Source organism: Sphingomonas sp. Tas61C01 (assembly GCF_052567495.1).
The window spans coordinates 3,251,861-3,273,061 of record NZ_CP199583.1 but is presented as its reverse complement, the minus strand read 5'-3'; the positions used below and the strand labels follow the sequence as shown (position 1 = coordinate 3,273,061).

The 21,201-nt window shown below is 72.4% G+C and carries 1 protein-coding gene; it reads left to right on the top strand.

Features of this window, described 5'->3' with window-relative positions:
• Positions 1–178 precede the first annotated feature (178 nt).
• Complete coding sequence (locus tag ACT009_RS15305; RefSeq protein ID WP_445191921.1) at positions 179–21,196, top strand: hypothetical protein; 21,018 nt, start codon at positions 179–181, stop codon at positions 21,194–21,196.
• Positions 21,197–21,201: the final 5 nt, after the last annotated feature.

Here is a 21,201-nt window from a genome sequence, read left to right as displayed (position 1 = left end):
GGGGTGACGCGTGATCCGGAGAGGTGTCACCCCTCCGTCTGGCTGCGCCAGCCACCTCCCCTGCCAGGGGAGGATTTCGGCGCCGAATGCGCTGCGCATCATACGCGAGCAGATCGTAACAACGCTTTCTTAACCATCCTCCGGGCATCCTCGCGGTAATCTTTGGGGGTATGCCGTCATGGCGAAGTCGTTGAAACTCGGCGCGGGCAAGAGCCCGGTTGGCGCGAAGGCGCAGCTTGCCCCCGATGCGGACGGCGGCGCGGTCAAGATGATGGCCGGCGGTGCGATCGGGCTGACCAAGGTCGTTCCCCTCGGCGTCGACGACAAGGCGCTGCTCCACGCGCGCTACGCGCCGTTCAAGGTCGAGATCGTCGACATCGACGTCGTGCTGGTGTTCGAGGACGGCACCAAGATCGTCATCCCCGGCATGGCGCTGGCGGTATTTTCCGGCCGCAAGGCGCTGCTGGTGTTCGACGACAAGGAGATCGATGCCGAGAGCACCTTCTCGCAGGTCGGCGAGATCAAGGAACAGCCGCTCCCGCTGAAGCTCGCGCTGTCCTCGGCGGCGTCCGAGAAGCCGACCGACGGCAAGTCGCAGGGCGACAAGGCCGAGGACGGCGGCGCGATCCAGGCGAAGGACGCCAGCGCGCAGCAGCAGGCCGCCACCGCCAAGGAAGAGAACCAGCACAAGTCCGACGGCGAGGCCCAGCGCCTGACCGAGAAGATCTCCAACACACAATCATCGTCGGCGGGCAGCTCCAACGCGCCGCCGTCGGCGCGGGCCGTCCAGCCCGCGCCCGACGATGCGATCGGCGAGGCGGGGATCGGCAAGCTCGTCCCCAAGCTGACCTTCACGCTGTACAATCAGGAGGGCGGCCGCACCGGCACCGAGGGCGGGCAGACCGTCGTCACCGGCGCAACCGGGGCGGAAGGATCGTCGAAGGACAGCCAATTCGCCGCGCAGTCCGCCAGGGAGCGGATCACCGGCACCTCCGCCAACGACGTGATCCGCGCCGACGATCCCAAATACGCGCCGTCGGGCGCGTCCGCGCGCGCGCTGCACGTCGAGGCGCTGGTGCCGACCGGCGGGCTGACGCTCACCACGGTGTTGATCCCTTCCCTCCCGGCGGGTTATTCGATCGCCAACGCGACGCTGACCGACAAGGGCTGGCTGGTGAGCATCGACCAGGGATCGATAGCCAAGCTGACCCAGATCGCGGACCCGACCGGCAAGATGGTCAATGTGCCCGCGTCGCAGTCCGCCTTCGCGTTCGACCTGCAGCTGATCTACGCGGTGCCCGCGCTCGGCACCGCCGCCAACGCCAGCGGATTCCAGGAGGAGTTCTTCCTGCCGGTGCAGCTCGGCCTGTCGAGCGACGGCAAGAACAGCTCGAACAGCGTCGAGGTGTCGACCCATTTCGGCATCAGGATCGTCACCTCGCAAGGCGACATGACCGTCATCGACCCGGTCAGCGGCAACCCGGTCTATGTCCTGTTCTCCAACCCGCCGGGCAACATCATCGCCGCGGGCGACGGCGCGGACCGCATCGTGGCGGGGATCGGCGCCGACCAGATCGACGGCGGCACCGGCTTCGACACGGTCAGCTACGAGACCTCGAACGCCGCGGTGACGGTGGATCTCGGCGCCGGCAAGGGCAGCGCCGGCTATGCCGAGGGCGATACCTATACCGGGGTCGAGAGCGTCACCGGCTCCGCCTATGACGACGTGCTGAAGGGCGACGCGGCCGACAATGTCCTGACCGGCGGCAAGGGGGCCGACACGATCGACGGCGGTGCCGGGACCGACACGGTCGACTACACCAACGCGATCGATCCGGCGGCGGCGGGCACCAAGGGCGTCGAGATCTTCCTCGACGGCACCGCCTCGCACGGCGGCGAGGCCGAAGGCGACAAGCTGACCAATGTCGAGGTCTTGATCGGCACCGGCCGCGACGACATCCTGCACGGCGGCGCCGGCGCGGAGACGCTGAAGGGCGGCGCGGGCGACGACCGGTTCACCGGCAGCGCCGGCGCCGATCGCTTCGATGGCGCCGACGGGACCGACGTCGCGGACTATTCCGCATCGGCGGCGGGGGTCACCGCCTATCTGGACGGGCGCGCCGGGGTCGGCGGCGATGCCGAGGGCGACGTGATCACCGGGGTCGAACGGATCATCGGTTCGGCGCACGACGACACGCTGGTCGGCGATGCGGGCGACAATGTGCTGGCGGGCGGCGCGGGCGCCGACCATGTCGACGGCGGCGACGGCAACGACACCGTCGATTTCTCCGACAGTGCGGTCGGCGTGACCGTCTATCTCGACGGGCGCGCGGGCAGCGGCGGCGATGCCGAGGGCGACACCTATGCCCGGATCGAGACGCTGATCGGCTCACGCTACGACGACCGCCTGGTCGGCGGCGACGCGGCCGATACGCTGAAGGGCGGCGCGGGCGACGACATCATCGAGGGCGGCGCCGGCGGCGACGTGATCGACGGCGGCGCGGGCCGCGACATCGCGAGCTACGCGGGGGCAGCGTCGGGGGTGCGGGTCGCGCTCGACGGATCGACGCTCGACGGCACCGATGCGCTCGGCGACCGCTTCGTCAGCATCGAGGGGCTGGAAGGATCGCGGTTCGACGACGTGCTGATCGGCACCGCGGGCGACGACACACTGCTCGGCGGCGGCGGCGACGACGTGCTGCTTGGGCTCGGCGGCGCCGACCGGATCGACGGCGGCGACGGTATCGACACGATCGACTATTCGCTGTCGCGCTTCGGCGTGACGGTGCGGCTCGACGGCGGACTGTCGGAGGGCGGCGACGCCGATGGCGACCGGCTGACGAGCATCGAACACGTGATCGGATCGGCGCTCGACGACCGGCTGATCGGTGGTGCGGGCGACGACCGGCTCGAGGGGCGAGCGGGCGACGACGTGCTGCAGGGCGGCGCCGGCGCCGACATCCTCCAGGGCGGCGAAGGTGCCGACACCGCGGACTATTCCACCTCGCAGGCGGGCGTGACGGTCGCGCTCGACGGCTCGATCGGCCGCGGCGGCGATGCCGAGGGCGACCAGCTGTCGGGGATCGAGCGGCTGGTCGGCTCCGCCTATGGCGACACGCTGTCGGGCAGCGCCGGCGACGACGTGATCGCGGGCGGCGCAGGCGACGACGTGCTGGTCGGCAACATGGGCGCGGACCAGCTGCAGGGCGGCGACGGCTTCGACACCGCCGACTATTCCGCCGCCAGCGGCAGCGTGACGGTGCGGCTCGACGGCATCGCCTCGTCCGGCGACGTCGCCGAGGGCGACCGGCTGACCGGGATAGAGCGACTGATCGGCAGCGCCTATGCCGACGATCTGCGCGGCGACAGCGGCGCGAACGTGCTCGAGGGCGGCGCCGGCGACGACGTGCTGCGTGGCGGCCTCGGCGCGGACCGGCTGGTCGGCGGCAACGGCAGCGATACCGCAGCCTATGACGATTCCCAGACCGGCGTGATCGTCGACCTCGCGCTCGGCACCGGGCGCGGCGGCACCGCCGAGGGCGATATCCTCGACGGCATCGAGAATCTCGCCGGCTCGGCAACGGACGACCGGCTGCTCGGCGATGCGGGTGCCAACCGGCTGAGCGGCGGCGCGGGCAACGACCTGCTCGACGGCGGCGCGGGCGCGGACGATCTCGACGGCGGCAGCGGCCAGGACGTTGCCGACTATTCGCGATCGGGCGAGCGCGTGATCGTGTCGCTCGACGGGTCGCTCGGCGTCGGTGGCGATGCCGCGGGCGACCGGCTGACCGATATCGAGGGCGTCACCGGATCGTCGTTCGACGACATCTTGACGGGGGACGGTTCGGCGAACCGGCTGTCAGGCGGCGCGGGCGACGATCTGCTGCGCGGCGGCCTCGGCAGCGACGAGCTGGACGGCGGCGCGGGCTTCGACACCGCGGATTATTCGCGGTCTGCCTCGAACGTGATCGTCGCCAACGACGGCTCGATCGGGCTCGGCGGCGATGCGCAGGGCGACCGGCTCACCGGCATCGAGCGGATCGTCGGATCGGCGTTCGACGATCGCCTCGGCGGCGGCGCGGGAGCCGACACGCTGGAAGGCGGCGCGGGCGACGACGTGCTCGCGGGCAATGGCGGCGCGGATACGCTCGACGGCGGATCGGGCTACGACGTCGCGGACTATTCGCGCAGCACCGGCGGGGTTTCGGTGTCGCTGAGTGGCGACGCCAATGGCGGCGGCGACGCCGAGGGCGATCGCCTGCTGAGCATCGAGGGCGTGATCGGATCGGCCTTCGCCGACACCCTGCGCGGATCGGTGGAGGCGGACCAGCTGTCGGGCAATGGCGGCGACGACGTCCTCGCAGGGCTCGGTGGGGCCGACCGGCTCGACGGCGGCGCGGGCTTCGACACCGCGGACTATTCGGCGTCGGGCGCCGCGGTCACGATCGACCTCGGCAGCGGGACCGCGGCGGGCGGCGACGCGCAGGGCGACACGCTGACCGGCATCGAGGCGGTGATCGGTTCGGCCTATGGCGACCTGCTGCGCGGCGGGGCCGATGGCGAGAGCCTGATCGGCGGCGACGGCGACGACACCATCGCCGGGCGTGGCGGCGCCGATCTGATTTCGGGTGGCGACGGGTTCGACACCGCGGATTATTCGGGCAGCGCGGCGGGCATCCGGCTGACGCTGGACGGCAGCATCGGCGCGGGCGGCGACGCCGCGGGCGACCGGGTTACCGGCATCGAGCGGGTGATCGGATCGAGCGACGGCGACATCATCACCGGCGCCGACGGGGCCGAGACGCTGGAGGGCGGCGGCGGCGCCGACCTGCTGCGCGGCGGCGCGGGCGACGACATCCTCGACGGCGGCATCGGCGACGACCGGCTTGAGGGCGGCAGCGGCGACGACCGGCTCGACGGCGGCGAAGGCGACGACGTCTTGATCGGCGGCAGCGGCGCCGACCGGGTGACCGGCGGAACCGGCTTCGACATCGCGGACTATTCGGCATCGGCGAGCGGGATCACGATCGGGCTCGACGGCTCGGCCGGCATCGGCGGCGACGCCGCGGGCGATCGGCTGGTCGGGGTCGAGGGCATCATCGGGTCGGCCTTCGCCGATCTCCTCACCGGATCAACCGGTGACGACCGCCTCGACGGCGGCAGCGGCGACGACGTGCTGATCGGCGCGGCCGGTAGCGACCGGCTGTCGGGCGGCGACGGCGACGATCTGATTCAGGGCGGCAGCGGCGCCGACGCGATCGACGGCGGCGCGGGCCGCGACACCGCGGATTACGGCAGCGCGAGTGCCGGGGTGCAGATCGCGCTCGACGGCACCACCGGGCTCGGCAGCGACGCGACCGGCGACACGCTGTCGTCGATCGAGCGGCTGATCGGCAGCGGCTATGCCGACGTGCTGGTCGGCGCGGCGGCGGACGAGGACCTGATCGGCGGCGGCGGTGCCGACCGGCTGGAAGGGCGCGGCGGCGCCGACCTGCTCGACGGCGGCGCGGGCATCGACACCGCTGACTATTCGGGCTCAGCGCTGGGCGTGACGGTCGATCTCGCGACCGGCACCGGCCAGGGCGGCGATGCCGAGGGCGATCGGCTGGTGTCGATCGAGAACCTGATCGGATCGACCGGCGACGACGTGCTGAAGGGCACCGCCGGCGCCGACACGCTGGACGGCGGCGCGGGCGACGACGTGCTGGTCGGTCGCGGCGGTGCGGACCTGCTGATCGGTGGCGCGGGGCGCGACACCGCGGACTATTCGGAATCGGCCTCGGCGGTTTCGGTCGGGCTGGAAGGCACGATCGCGGCGGGCGGCGACGCGCAGGGCGACGTGCTGTCGGGCATCGAACGTATCGTCGGCAGCGCGTTCGACGATCAGCTGCGCGGCGGCGTGCTCGACGACGAACTGGTCGGCGGCGCAGGGACGGACAGCCTGTCGGGCGGGCTCGGCAACGACATCCTGTCGGGCGGCGACGGCGACGATCTGCTGATCGGCGGCGCCGGCGCGGACCGCATCGACGGCGGCGCCGGCTACGACGCGGCGGACTATTCGGGATCGCTGGCCGGCATCACACTGACGCTGGACGGCAGCGTCGGCATCGGCGGCGACGCCGCGGGCGACCAGCTGACCGGCGTCGAGGCGGTGATCGGATCGAGCTTCGACGACCGCATCACCGGATCGACCGGCTCCGACCGGCTGGTCGGCGGCGCGGGCGACGACGTGCTCGCGGGCGGCGCCGGCGACGATAGACTCGAGGGCGGCAGCGGCGACGACGTGCTGGCGGGCGACGCGGGCGCGGACGAGCTGGTCGGCGGCAGCGGGATCGACACCGCCAGCTACGCGACGGCAGGCGCCGGCGTCGCGGTGTCGCTCGACGGCACCGCGGGCAGCGGCGGCGACGCGGCCGGCGACCGGCTGATCGAGATCGAGAAGCTGGTGGGTTCGGCCTATGGCGACGTGCTGGGCGGCGGCACCGGCAGCGAGACGATCGTCGCGGGCGCGGGCGACGACCGGATCCTCGGCAGCATCGGCGCCGACCTGCTCGACGGCGGCACCGGGTTCGACGTGGTCGACTACAGCGCCTCGGCCGGTGCGGTCCGGGTGACGCTCGACGGCTCGCTCGGCATCGGCGGCGATGCGGCGGGCGACCAGATCATCGGCATCGAAGGCGTGATCGGATCGACCCTCGACGACGTGTTGACCGGCAGCGGCGCGGTCGAGTTGCTCGACGGCGGCGCGGGCAACGACCAGCTCGTCGGCGGTGGCGGCGACGACACGCTGCTCGGCGGCAGCGGCAACGACCTGCTCGACGGCGGCGCGGGCGCCGACCTGATCGACGGCGGCGACGGCATCGACACGGTCGATTACTCGACCTCCTCCTCGGGCGTCACGGTGTCGGTCGACGGATCGACCTCGACCGGCGGCGCGGCCGAGGGCGACCGACTGCTTAACGTCGAGAACCTGATCGGTTCGGCCTATGACGACGTGCTGCGCGGCACCGCGGCGGGCGACACGCTGACCGGCGGCGCGGGCGACGACCTGCTGACCGGGCGCGGCGGCGCCGACCTGTTGATCGGCGGCACCGGTTTCGACACCGCGGACTATTCGGACGCGGGCGCGGGCATCGCGGTATCGCTGGCGACCGGCCTCGGCTCGGCAGGCGATGCGAGCGGCGATCGGCTCGATTCGATCGAGCGCATTGTCGGCTCGGCCTATGCGGACATGATCGCGGGCTCCGCGGTGGCCGACACGCTCGAGGGTGGCGCGGGCGACGATCGCCTGACCGGCGCGGGCGGCGACGACGTCCTGCGCGGCGGCGACGGTGCGGACAGCATCGACGGCGGCACCGGCGCGGACAGCATCGACGGCGGCACCGGATTCGACACGGTCGACTATGGCGCCTCCGACATCGGCGTGCGGATCGATCTCGCCGCCGGCACCGGCCGCGGCGGCATCGCCGAGGGCGACACGCTGGCAAATGTCGAGCGCGTGCTCGGCTCGGCCTATGCCGACCAGCTGATCGGCGGCACAGGCGACGACGTGCTGGAAGGCGCGGCGGGCGACGACCTGCTCGCGGGTGGCGCAGGCGCCGACCTGCTCGACGGCGGCGCCGGCACCGACATCGCGGACTATTCGCGGGCCACCGCGGGCGTCACGCTCGACCTTGCCAACGGCGGCACCGGCGGCGAGGCCGCGGGCGACCGGTTCGTCGGGATCGAGATCGTGCAGGGCTCCGACTTCGCCGATGCGATCGCCGGATCGGCGGGCGCGGACGAACTATACGGCCGCGACGGCGACGATCTGCTCACGGGCGGCGCCGGCGACGACGTGCTCGACGGCGGCGCGGGCGACGACATCCTCGCGGGCGGCGCGGGGGCGGACGTGCTGACCGGCGGCGCGGGACGCGACACGGTCGATTATTCGGCGAGCGGCGCGGCGGTGACCGTCAGCCTCGACGGGCAGACCGCGGGCGGCGGCGACGCGCAGGGCGACGTGCTGTCGGGCATCGAGCGGGTGACCGGCTCCAACTATGGCGACCGGCTGACCGGCGACGTCGGCGCCAACGAGCTGTTCGGCGGCGCGGGCGACGACATCCTGGCGGGCGGCGCGGGCAGCGACCTGCTCGACGGCGGCACCGGAGACGACCTGCTGACCGGCGGCGCCGGCGCGGACGCGATCGTCGGCGGCGCGGGCTTCGACACCGCGGACTATTCCACCTCCGGCGCCAGCATCGACGTGCGGCTCGACGGCAGCCTCAACACCGGCGGCGACGCCGACGGCGACACGCTGTCGGGGATCGAGCGCGTGGTCGGATCGAACTTCGCGGACATGCTGACCGGATCGGCGGGCGACGACAGCCTGGCGGGCGCGGGCGGCGACGATATCCTGATCGGCGGCCTCGGCGCCGACGCGCTGGACGGCGGCGCGGGCAACGACACCGCGAGCTATGCGGCCGCGACCGGCGGCGTGGCGATCGACCTCAGCGGCGCGGCGGGCACCGGCGGCGAGGCCGCGGGCGACCGGCTGACCGCGATCGAGAACCTGATCGGATCGGCCTATGCCGACACCCTCGGCGGCGGCGCCGGGGACGAGACGATCCGCGCGGGCGCGGGCGACGACGTCATCGCGGGCAGCGCGGGCAGCGACCTGATCGACGGCGAGGCCGGGTTCGACACGGTGAGCTACGCCGCCTCCGGCTCGCGCGTCACCGCCTATCTGGACGGACGCGCCGGCACCGGGGGCGACGCCACCGGCGACGTGCTGGTGTCGATCGAATCGCTGGTCGGATCAAGCCACGCCGATCTGTTGACCGGGTCGGGCACCGCGGACCGGATCGACGGCGGCGCGGGCGAGGACATCATCGACGGCGGCGGCGGCGATGACGTGCTGCTCGGCGGCGACGGCGACGATATCATCACCGGTGGCGAAGGCGCCGACCGGATCGACGGCGGCGCTGGCGTCGATACGATCAGCTATGCGGATTCGACCGCCGGCGTGCAGGCCGGGCTCGACGGCGTCGCCGGCATCGGCGGCACCGCGCAGGGCGATATCGCGGTTGCGGTCGAACGGCTGATCGGTTCGTCCTATGACGATCTGCTGCGCGGGAGTACCGGCGCCGACGCGCTGCTGGGCGGCGACGGCAACGACGTGCTGCGCGGCGGCGCCGGCGCCGACCTGCTCGACGGCGGCGCGGGCAGCGACGTCGCGGACTATTCGACGTCGGCGACCGGCGTAACCGTCGGTCTCGACGGCAGCACCGGCATCGGCGGCGACGCACAGGGCGACGTGCTCACCGGGATCGAGCAGATCACCGGATCGGCCTATGCCGACCTGCTATCTGGCGGGGTCGACAGCGAGACGCTCGACGGTGGTGCCGGCGACGACGTGCTGCGCGGCAGCCTCGGCAGCGACCGGCTGACCGGCGGTGCCGGGTTCGACACCGCGGACTATTCGGATTCGAGCGCGGGTATCGCGGTCGCGCTCGACGGCAGCTTCGGGTCGAGCGGCGATGCGTCGGGCGACCGGCTCGATTCGATCGAACGGGTGGTCGGATCGGCATTCGACGACATCATCGCAGGGAGCATGGGCGACGACGTGCTCGAAGGCGGCGCGGGCAGCGACCGCCTCACCGGCCGGGCCGGCGACGACACGCTGTCGGGCGGGCTCGGCGACGACGTGCTCGACGGCGGCACCGGCGCCGACCGTTTCGACGGCGGCGCGGGGATCGATACCGTCACCTTCGCGAACTCGACCGCGGGCGTGAGCGTCGATCTGGCGACCGGGCGTGGCACCGGCGGCGATGCCGAGGGCGACAGCTTCGTCGACGTCGAACATCTGATCGGATCCGACCTGGCCGACACGCTGACCGGCGCGGCGCTGGACGAACAGTTCGAAGGCGGTGCCGGCGACGACGTCATCCGCGCGGGCGCGGGCGACGACCTGCTCGACGGCGGCACCGGCAACGACGTGCTCGCGGGCGGCGCTGGGGCAGACACGATCGACGGCGGCAGCGGCTTCGACACCGCGGATTATTCGGCCTCCTCGGCGGCGATCGACGTCGTGCTCGACGGATCGGGCGCGGCGGGCGGCGACGCGCAGGGCGACACCCTCACCCGCATCGAACGCGTGGTCGGATCGGCGTTCAACGACACCATCACCGGGATCTCCGCAGGCGAGACGCTGGAGGGCGGCGCCGGCGACGACACGCTGATCGGCAACGGCGGCGGCGACACGCTGCGCGGCGGCGCGGACAACGATCTGCTGCGCGGCGGCGCGGGCGCCGACGTGCTCGACGGCGGCAGCGGGTTCGACACCGCGGATTATTCGGGATCGGACGTGGCGGTCGAGATCGACCTCGGCGCGGGCACCGGCGTCGGTGGCGATGCGCAGGGCGACATGCTGATCGGCATCGAACGCGTGATCGGATCGGGCAATGGCGACGTCCTGATCGGCGGCGCGGGCGCCCAGACGCTGCTCGGCATGGCCGGCGACGACAGCATTTCGGGCGGCGCGGGCGACGACACGCTCTCGGGCGGGTCGGGCGACGACACGATCGAGGGCGGCGCGGGCGCGGATTCGATCGACGGGGGCACCGGCGCCGACGTCGTGACCTATCTCGGCTCGACGACCGGCGTCACCGCGTTCCTCGACGGCACCGCCGGCATCGGCGGCGACGCGCAAGGCGACGTCATCGTCAATGTCGAGGCGCTCGAGGGATCGGATCACGACGACGTACTGGGCGGCCGCAGCGGGGCGGAGTCGCTCGCCGGCGGGCTCGGCAACGATCTGCTGCTCGGCTCGGCGGGCGCCGACGCGCTCGACGGCGGCGCGGGCTTCGACACCGCGGATTACAGCGCCAGCGCCGCAGCGGTGACGGTCAACCTCGACGGGTCGATCTCGATCGGCGGCGACGCGGCGGGCGATACGCTCACCAGCATCGAACGGGTGATCGGATCGGCGGGCAACGACACGCTGAACGGCGCGTCGGGCGCCGACACGCTGGAGGGCGGCGCGGGCAACGATACGATCACCGGCGACGCAGGCGCGGACACGCTGCTCGGCGGCGCCGGCGACGATCTGCTGAAGGGCGGCCAGGGGGCCGACCTGCTCGACGGCGGCAGCGGCAACGACACCGTGAGCTATGCCGGATCGGCGAGCGCGGTGAACGCCGGCCTGGACGGCGGCGTGCAGACCGGCGGCGATGCCGATGGCGACGTCATCGTCGATGTCGAGCGGCTGATCGGCACCGATTTCGACGACGTCCTGCGCGGTGGCGCGGGCGCCGAGACGCTCGACGGCGGCGCCGGCGACGACGTACTGACCGGATCGGCGGGCGCGGACCGGCTGATCGGCGGCAGCGGGCTGGACAGCGTCGACTATTCGGGCTCGGCTTCGGGCGTGACGGTCGGCCTCGGCGGCACCACGGGCAGCGGCGGCGACGCGGCGGGCGACGTGCTGAGCGGGATCGAGCGGCTGGTCGGGTCGGCCTATGCCGACACGCTGACCGGCGCGGCGGGCGACGACGTGCTGCTCGGCGGGGCCGGCGACGACGTGATCGGCGGCGGCGGCGGCATGGACCGGATCGACGGCGGCGCGGGCGACGACGTCATCGCCGGCGGATCGGGCGCCGACATCATCGAGGGCGGCGCGGGCATCGACACCGCGGACTATACCGCGTCGGTCGGCGGGGTCTCGGTTTCGCTGAACGGCCTCGCCTCGTCGGGCGGCGACGCCGACGGCGACCTGCTGAGCGGGATCGAACGCGTGCTCGGATCGGCGCAGGCCGACACGATCACCGGCGGCGCCGGCGACGAGGAACTGTACGGCAACGGCGGCGCGGACACGCTGATCGGCGGGCTCGGCGCGGACAAGCTCTATGGCGGCGCGGGCCAGGATACCGCGGATTATTCGGCGGCGGCGGCCGGCATCGCGGTCGCGCTCGACGGCAGCGTCGGCACCGCGGGCGAGGCGACCGGCGACGTGCTGGTGACGATCGAGCGGCTGATCGGGTCCGATTTCGACGACATGCTCGGCGGGTCGGGCGGGGACGACACGATCATCGGCGGCAGCGGCAACGACATCCTGTCGGGCGGCGCCGGCAACGACGCGCTGCAGGGCGGCGCAGGCGACGACGTGATCGTCGGCGGCGCCGGGGCGGACGCGATCGACGGCGGCACCGGGATCGACACCGCGGACTATTCGGCGGCTTCGAGCGGCGTGACCGTCTACGCGGACGGCACCAGCGGCAGCCGCGGCGATGCGGCGGGCGACGTGCTGGTCTCGATCGAGCGGATCGTCGGATCGGCCTTTGACGATCGCCTCAACGGCGGCAACGGCAGCGAGACGCTGCTGGGCGGCGCCGGCGACGACGTGATCCAGGGCAATGGCGGCGACGATCTGCTGCGCGGCGAAGCGGGCGACGACACGCTCGTCGGCGGCGCGGGTGCGGATACGATCGACGGCGGCGCAGGCTACGATACCGCCTCCTACGCGACCTCGCTGGCGGGCGTGACGATCCGGCTGGACGGCACAGCGTCGAGCGGCGGCGATGCCGAGGGCGACGTGCTCGCCGGCATCGAACAGGTGATCGGATCGAGCCAGGCGGACATATTCTACGGGTCGACCGGCGCGGACCGCGTCGATGCGGGCGCGGGCGACGACACGATCTACGGCAGCACGGGCGCGGACATGCTCGCTGGGGGTCTGGGCCAGGATACCGTCGACTATTCCGCGGGGACCGTGGCGGTGACCGTGGCGATGGACGGCACGGCCTCCTCCGGCGGCGACGCGCAGGGCGACATGCTGACCGGCATCGAGCGCGTGATCGCGACCGATTACGACGACGTCGTGACCGGCACCACCGGTGCCGACACGATCATCGGGCTGCTCGGCAACGACCGGCTGTCGGGCGGCGACGGCAACGATTCGCTGTCGGGCGGCGGTGGCGACGACATTCTGGTCGGCGGGCTCGGCCAGGATGTGCTCGACGGCGGCGCGGGGCAGGACACCGCGGACTATTCGGCCGCGGGCGCGGGCGTCGCGGTGCGCATGGACGGCGTCGCCAGCTCGGGCGGCGAGGCACTGGGCGATGTCCTCATCTCGATCGAGCGCGTCGTCGGATCGGCGTTCGCGGACACGCTGGCGGGGAGCGCTGGCACCGATCGGATCGAAGGCGGCGCGGGCGACGATCGGATCGACGGCCTTGCCGGCGACGACGCGCTGCTCGGCGGCGCGGGCAACGACACGATCGCGGGCGGCGCGGGCGCCGACGCGATCGACGGCGGTGCCGGGATCGACACCGCAGACTTCTCCGCCTCGGGCGCTGGCGTCACCGTCTCGCTCGACGGCAGCGTCGGCAGCGGCGGCGACGCCGCGGGCGACGTGCTGACCGCGGTCGAGATCCTGCGCGGCTCCGCCTATGCGGACCGGCTCGGCGGCACCGCGGGCAACGACACGCTGATCGGCGACGCCGGCGACGACGTACTGGTCGGCGGCGCGGGCGCGGACGTGCTGGTCGGCGGCGACGGCTTCGACACCGCTGACTATACCGGCAGCGCGAGCGCGGTGACGGTCGACCTCGGCGCGGCGAGCGGCAGCGCAGGCGACGCGGCGGGCGACAGCCTGTCGGGCATCGAGCGGGTCGTCGGATCGGCGTTCGCGGACCGGCTGACCGGATCGAACGCGGCCGACGTGCTGGTCGGCGGCGCGGGCGACGACATCCTGGTCGGCGGCCTCGGCGGCGACACGCTAGACGGCGGTGCGGGCAGCGACACCGCCGATTATTCCGCCTCCACAACGGGGGTCACGGTCTACACCAACGGCATCGACCAGGGCATCGGCGGCAGCGCCGCCGGCGACGTGCTCACCGGCATCGAGCGGGTGATCGGCTCGGCCTTCGCCGACACGATCGTCGGCACGGCGGGCGCCGAGATCCTCACCGGCGGCGCCGGCGACGATGTCCTCGAAGGCGGCGCCGGCGCGGATGCGATCGACGGCGGCACCGGCACCGACACCGCGAGCTATGCGCATGCGGGCGCAGGCGTGATCGCCAGCCTGGCGACGGGCACCGGCAGCGGCGGCGACGCCGCGGGCGACAGCTTCGTCTCGGTCGAGCGGCTGCTGGGGTCCGACTATGCCGACACGCTGGCGGGCGGATCGGCGGCGGAGACGCTCGACGGCGGCGCGGGCGACGACCTGCTGATCGGCAGCCAGGGCGCCGACACGCTGATCGGCGGCGCGGGCATCGACACCGTCGATTATTCGGCGGCAGCGGCCAGCATCACCGTCAACCTCGACGGATCGGCGAGCAGCGGCGACATCGCCGCGGGCGACCGGCTGACCGGCGTCGAGATCGTGCTGGGATCGGCCTATGCCGACATCATCACCGGCAGCTTCGGCGACGAGACGCTGCACGGCGGCGCGGGCGACGACATCCTGTCGGGTGGCAGCGGCGGCGACACGCTGCTGGGCGAGGCCGGCGACGACATCCTGCGCGGCGACGCGGGTGCCGACGTACTCGACGGCGGCGCGGGCATCGATACCGTCAGCTATTCGAATTCGGGCGCGGCGGTGGTGATCGATCTCGCCGCGGGCACCGCGACCGGGGGCGACGCGCAGGGCGACACCTTCGCCAATGTCGAAAAGTACCAGGGCTCGCGGCTCGGCGACCTGATGATCGGCGGCGCGGGTGCGGACATCTTCGACGGGTTCGACGGCGACGACATCCTGCGCGGTGGCGCGGGCGACGACCAGCTCAGCGGCGGCGTCGGCGACGACACGCTGGTGGGCGGCGCGGGCGCCGACACGCTGGCGGGAGGATCGGGCATCGACACCGTCGATTACAGCGACTCGGCGGCGGGCGTGACGGTGCGGACCACCCTCACCTCCTCCGGCGGCGACGCGCAGGGCGACGTGATGTCGGGCATCGAGCGCATCATCGGCTCCGCCTTCGCCGACCGGTTCGAGGGCGGCGCGGCGGACGAGGAGTTCGTCGGCAACGCCGGCGACGACGTTTTCGTCGCGAGCGGCGGTGCCGACATCTATCGCGGCGGCAACGGCGTCGATTCGGTCGACTATTCGGCCTCCGCCGCGACGGGCATGAAGATCTACATGGACGGCAGCTTCGGCGTCGGCGGCGATGCCGCGGGCGACCGGCTGTTCGAGATCGAGGTCGTGACCGGATCCGCGCAGGGCGACGAGATCAGCGCGGGCAGCACCGCGGCGACGATCTACGCGGGCGCGGGCAACGACCTGCTGACCGGCGGCAGCGGCGCGGACGTGCTCGATGGCGGGGCCGACGACGACCGCATCGTCAGTGGCGCGGGCGCGGACCAGGTGATCGGCGGCGCCGGCATCGACACCGCGGACTATCGCAATTCCGATGCGGCGGTGACGATCAGCAACAACGGCAGCGCAGGATCGGGCGGCTGGGCCGCGGGCGACGTGCTGAGCGGGATCGAACGGATCGAAGGTTCGATCAACTATGGCGACACGCTGCGCGGCGGCACCCTCACCAGCACCGTACTTTGGGGCTGGGGCGGCGACGACACGATCGTCAGCTTCGGCCAGGCCGACTCGATCGACGGCGGTACCGGCACCGACACGGTCGATTATTCCGCCAGCCAGGCGGGGGTCGGCGTTCGGCTGGACGGCGTCGCGTCGACCGGCGGCGACGCCGCGGGCGACACCATCACCGGCGTCGAGCGGGTCATCGGCTCCGCCTTCGCGGACACCATCACCGGCACCGCGGCGGTCGAGACGCTGATCGGCGGCGACGGCGACGACGTACTGGCGGGTGGCGCGGGTGCCGACCGGCTCGACGGCGGCAACGGCTTCGATACCGCCGATTATTCGGCCTCGGGCGGCATTTCGGTGCGGATGGACGGCACCACCACGGGCAGCTTCGGCGACGCCGCGGGCGACGTGCTGGTATCGATCGAGCGCGTCGTCGGATCGTCGCAGAACGACGTCATCTACGGGTCGGACAATGCCGACACGATCGAGGGCGGCGCGGGCGACGACGTGTTCCGCCCCGGCCTCGGCGCCGACAAGCTGGACGGCGGCGCGGGCCAAGATACCGTCAATTACGGCGATGCGACGTCGGGAATCACGGTCAACACCGGCAATGCCAGCCTGTCGACCGGTCTCGCCCAGGGCGACACCTTCGTATCGATCGAGATCTTCGCGCTCACCGGGTTCAACGACGTGTTCGTCGGCTCGGCAGCGGCGGAATGGGTGCAGGCGGGCGCCGGAAACGACACGATCAACACCGGTGCGGGCGACGACCGGCTGGAGGGCGGCGCGGGCGACGACATCCTGGTCGGCGCGGGCGGCGCGGACTATTTCGACGGCGGCGCGGGGATCGACACGGTCGATTACAGCGCCAGCACCGCGGCGGTGTCGCTCGACCTCAACACCGGGATCAGCAACACCGGCGGCGACGCGCAGGGCGACGTGTTCGCGGTCAACACGATCGAGAACGCGATCGGATCGGCCTATGGCGACTTCATCGACGGATCGAGCGCGGTCAACATCCTGACCGGCGGCGCGGGGGACGACACGCTCCAGGGCCGCGGTGGTGCCGACCGGATCGACGGCGGCACCGGCGAGGACACCGCCAGCTATGCCAGTTCCGCGGCGGCGGTCACCGTCAACCTCGCGACCGGGGTCAACACCGGCGGCGATGCCGCGGGCGACGTGCTGGTCGCGATCGAACGACTGATCGGGTCCAACGGCAACGACAGCCTCACCGGCGACGCCAACGCCAACGTCATCTCGGGTGGCAACGGCGCCGACACGCTGAGCGGCGGCGCGGGCAACGACACGCTGAATGGCGACGACGGCAACGACACGATCGAGGGCGGCGCGGGCGCCGACACGATGGACGGCGGCCTCGGCGTCAATACGCTGAGCTATGCGGCCGCCACGGCGGCGATCACCGCCTCGCTCGCCACCGGCACCGGCAGCGTCGGCGACGCCGCGGGCGACGTGTTCAGCAACTTCAACAACCTGCGCGGATCGGCGTACAACGACACGCTGACCGGCGACGCCACGCAGAACACGATCGCGGGCAACGACGGCATCGACACGATCGATGCCGGCGCGGGCAACGACACGCTGCAGGGCGGCAATGGCGACGACATCCTGCTGGGCGGCGCAGGTTCCGACATCAACGACGGCGGCACAGGGATCGACACGGTCGATTATTCGCTGAGCGCCGCCTCGGTGGCGGTCGACCTCACCGCCAACACCGGCATCGGCGGCGATTCGCACGGCGACACCTTCATCGGGATCGAAAACCTCACCGGTTCGGCGGGCAACGACACACTGGTCGGCGACGGCAATGCCAACGTCCTGAACGGCGGCAGCGGCAACGACCAGCTGATCGGCTATGCCGGCAACGACACGATCAACGGCGGCGCCGGCGACGACACGATCAGCGGCGGCACGGGCGCGGATGCGCTCGACGGCGGCACCGGCAACAACACGCTGTTCTTCGGCAACAACGCCGGCGCGCCCTGGTCGTCGAGCGCCACCGTCGGCGTCACCATCAACCTCAACGGCGTCACGCTCGGCATCGGCGGCGATGCCGCGGGCGACACCTACAAGAACTTCACGACGATCTACCTGACCGGCTTCGCAGACACCGTCACCGGCACCGCGGCCAACGAATGGTTCCGCGGGCTCGGCGGCGCCGACACGATCGACGGCGGCGCGGGCACCGACACCGCCTCCTATTACGGCAGCGGCACCTCGATCGGCGTCACCATCGGGCTCGACGGCACCGCGGGCATCGGCGGCGAGGCGGCGGGCGACCGGCTGACCAATGTCGAGATCCTGATCGGCACCGCCTATGACGACGTGCTCTGGGGTAATTCGGGCAACAACCAGCTGGTCGGCAACGAGGGCGTCGACCTGTTCCGCGGCGACGCGGGATCGGACCAGATCGACGGCGGGCTCGGCCGCGACACGGTCGATTATTCGACGTCCGGTGCGGGCGTGACCGTCAACCTGGCGAACGGCACCACCGGCGGCGGCGACGCGGCGGGCGACACGCTGATCTCGATCGAGAACGTGACCGGCAGCGCCTATGCCGACACGCTGACCGGCGATGCCGGCGACAACGTGCTGGTCGGCAATGCCGGCAACGACGTGCTGATCGGCGGCGCCGGGGCGGATACGCTGAACGGCGGCGCGGGGATCGATTCGACCGACTATTCCGCGTCCGCAGCGGCGGTCACGATCTATCTCGACGGCCGTACCTCGACCGGCGGCGATGCGGAGGGCGACGTGCTGCTCGCGATCGAGACCGCGACCGGATCGAACTATGACGACACCATCATCGGCTCCAACGCCGACGAGACGATCAGCGGCGGTGCCGGCAACGACACCATCGACGGCAGCGCGGGCAACGACATCGTCAGCGGCGGTGCCGGGGACGACGTGATCACCGGCGGCGCGGGTGCCGACACGATCGACGGCGGCAGCGGCAACGACACCGCCTCCTATGCCACCGCGGGGGCGGCGGTGACCGTCTATACCGACGGCGTGACCGCGGGCGTCGGCGGCGAGGCGGCGGGCGACAAGCTGACCAATATCGAGATCGTGATCGGCTCAGCCTATGCCGACACGCTGGTCGGCTCGGCCGGCGCGCAGACGCTGCGCGGCGGCGCCGGCGACGACGTCCTGATCGGCGGCGCCGGCGCCGACGTGCTCGACGGCGGCGCGGGGATCGACAGCGCGTCCTACGCCACCTCGGCCGCCGGCATCACCGCGAGCTTCGCGAGCGGATCGCTGGTGGTGTCCGGCTCGGATGCGACCGGCGACACCTTCATCTCGGTCGAAGGCGTGGTCGGATCGGCCTATGCCGATAGTCTGACCGGCGGCACGGGCAGCGAGACGCTCGACGGCGGTGCCGGCGACGACCAGGTGTATGGCAGCGCCGGCGCCGACGTGCTGATCGGCGGCACGGGCTACGACACGCTATCCTACGCGGCATCGACCAGCGCGGTGCTGGTGCGCCTCGACGGCACCGCTGGCTTCGGCGGCGACGCCGCGGGCGACACGATCAGCGGCTTCGAGGTGGTGATCGGATCGGCCTATGCGGACTCGCTGTACGGCGCGGGCGCGGACGATACGCTGTCGGGCGGCGCGGCCAACGACACGATCGACGGCGGCGCGGGCGCGGATATCTTGAGCGGCGACGACGGCGACGACCTGCTGGTCGGCGGCACCGGTGCGGACACGATCAACGGCGGCAACGGCATCGATACGGTGAGCTACGCCGCCTCCTCTGCCGCGGTGACCGCGACGATCAACAGCAACGCCAATTCGGGCGGCGACGCGCAGGGCGATTCGCTCGGCACCGTCGAAAATCTGATCGGGTCGAACTATGACGACGTGCTGACCGGCGACGGCGGCGCCAATGCGATCAGCGGCGGCACCGGCAACGACACGATCGCGGGCGGCGCGGGCGCCGATGCGCTCGACGGCGGCGCGGGGTCCGACACCGTCAGCTATGCGGCGTCGGCGGCGGCGGTCACCGTCTCGCTCGCGACCGGCAGCGGCAGCGGCGGCGATGCGGCGGGCGACACGCTCACCGGCTTCGAGAACCTCACCGGATCGGCGCAGGACGATGTGCTCACCGGAGACGGTGCGGCCAACGTCATCAACGGCGGCGCGGGCAACGACACCCTGGTCGGCGGCGGCGGGGCGGACACGCTGGTCGGCGGCAGCGGCACCGACACCGCGAGCTATGCGGCGTCGAGCGTCGGCGTGCTCGTCCGGCTGGACGGCACCGCGGGCAGCGGCGGCGATGCGCAGGGCGACACGCTGACCCAGATCGAGAACCTGATCGGGTCCGCGCAGGCCGACACGCTGTACGGCGACGGCGGCGCCAACACGATCGCCGCGGGCGCGGGCAACGACACGATCGAAGGCGGCGCGGGCGCCGACACGATCGACGGCGGCAGCGGCACCGACACCGTCAGCTATGCGGGATCGTCGGCCGGCGTTTCGGTGACGATCAACGGCAGCAGCAACACCGGCGGCGACGCGCAGGGCGACGCGCTGTCGAACATCGAACGGCTGATCGGATCCGCCTTTGCCGACACGCTGACCGGTGACGCCGCCGCGAACACGCTGGACGGCGGCGCGGGCGACGACCTGCTCGCGGGCGGCGGCGGCGCGGATGCGTTGGTCGGCGGCGCGGGCCTCGACACCGCGAGCTACGCGGCATCGGGTGCCGCGGTATCGGTCCATCTCGACGGCAGCGCCAACACCGGCGGCGACGCTGCCGGCGACACGCTATCGGGCATCGAGCATCTGTACGGCTCGGCATTCGGCGACATGCTGTTCGGCGACGGTGGCGCCAACCGGCTCTCCGGCGATGCGGGCAACGACCTGCTCGAAGGCGGGCTCGGCGCGGACACGCTCGACGGCGGCACCGGCAGCGACACCGCGAGCTACGCCCATGCCACAAACGGCGTCACCGCCAGCCTGGCCGCGAGCGGCAGCAACACCGGCGAGGCCGCGGGCGACAGCTATACCAGCATCGAGAACCTGCAGGGCGGCGACTTCGCCGACAGCCTGACCGGCGACGGCGGGGCCAACACGATCGACGGCGGGGCGGGCAACGACCTGCTGGTCGGCGGGGCCGGCGCCGACACGCTGATCGGCGGCAGCGGCTACGACACCGCGAGCTACGCCAGCGCCGCATCCGCGATCGCGCTCAACCTGTCCGGGGCGACCGGCAGCGGGTCGGCGGGCGACGCGACGGGCGATGCGCTGTCGGGAATCGAGCATGTGATCGGCAGCGGCTATGACGACGCCTTCGTGCTCGGCATGAGCACCGGCGTGTCGATCGACGGCGGCGCAGGCAATGACGGCATCCAGATTGCGGCCGGCGCAGGTTCGATCACCAGCGCGATGCTGTCGTCGGTACTGACCAACAGCGAGAACATCGATTTCACCGCGAGCGGCGTCGATGCGAACCTGTCGATCGACGCCAATTTCCTGCGCTCGATCGCGGGCGCCGGCAACGCATCGCACCTGACGCTGAAGATGGATGCGACCGACACGTTCACGATCGATTCCGCCGCGACCGTCACCCACACCGGAGCCGATTACATCTTCTACAGCGACAGCACGATGAACACCGAAATCGCGCGGATGACGCTGGCGAGCTGATGGGG

Coding starts and splice junctions, on each gene's coding strand:
- ACT009_RS15305 (WP_445191921.1), top strand. CDS start 179: ATGGCGAAGTCGTTGAAACTCGGCGCGGGCAAGAGCCCGGTTGGCGCG.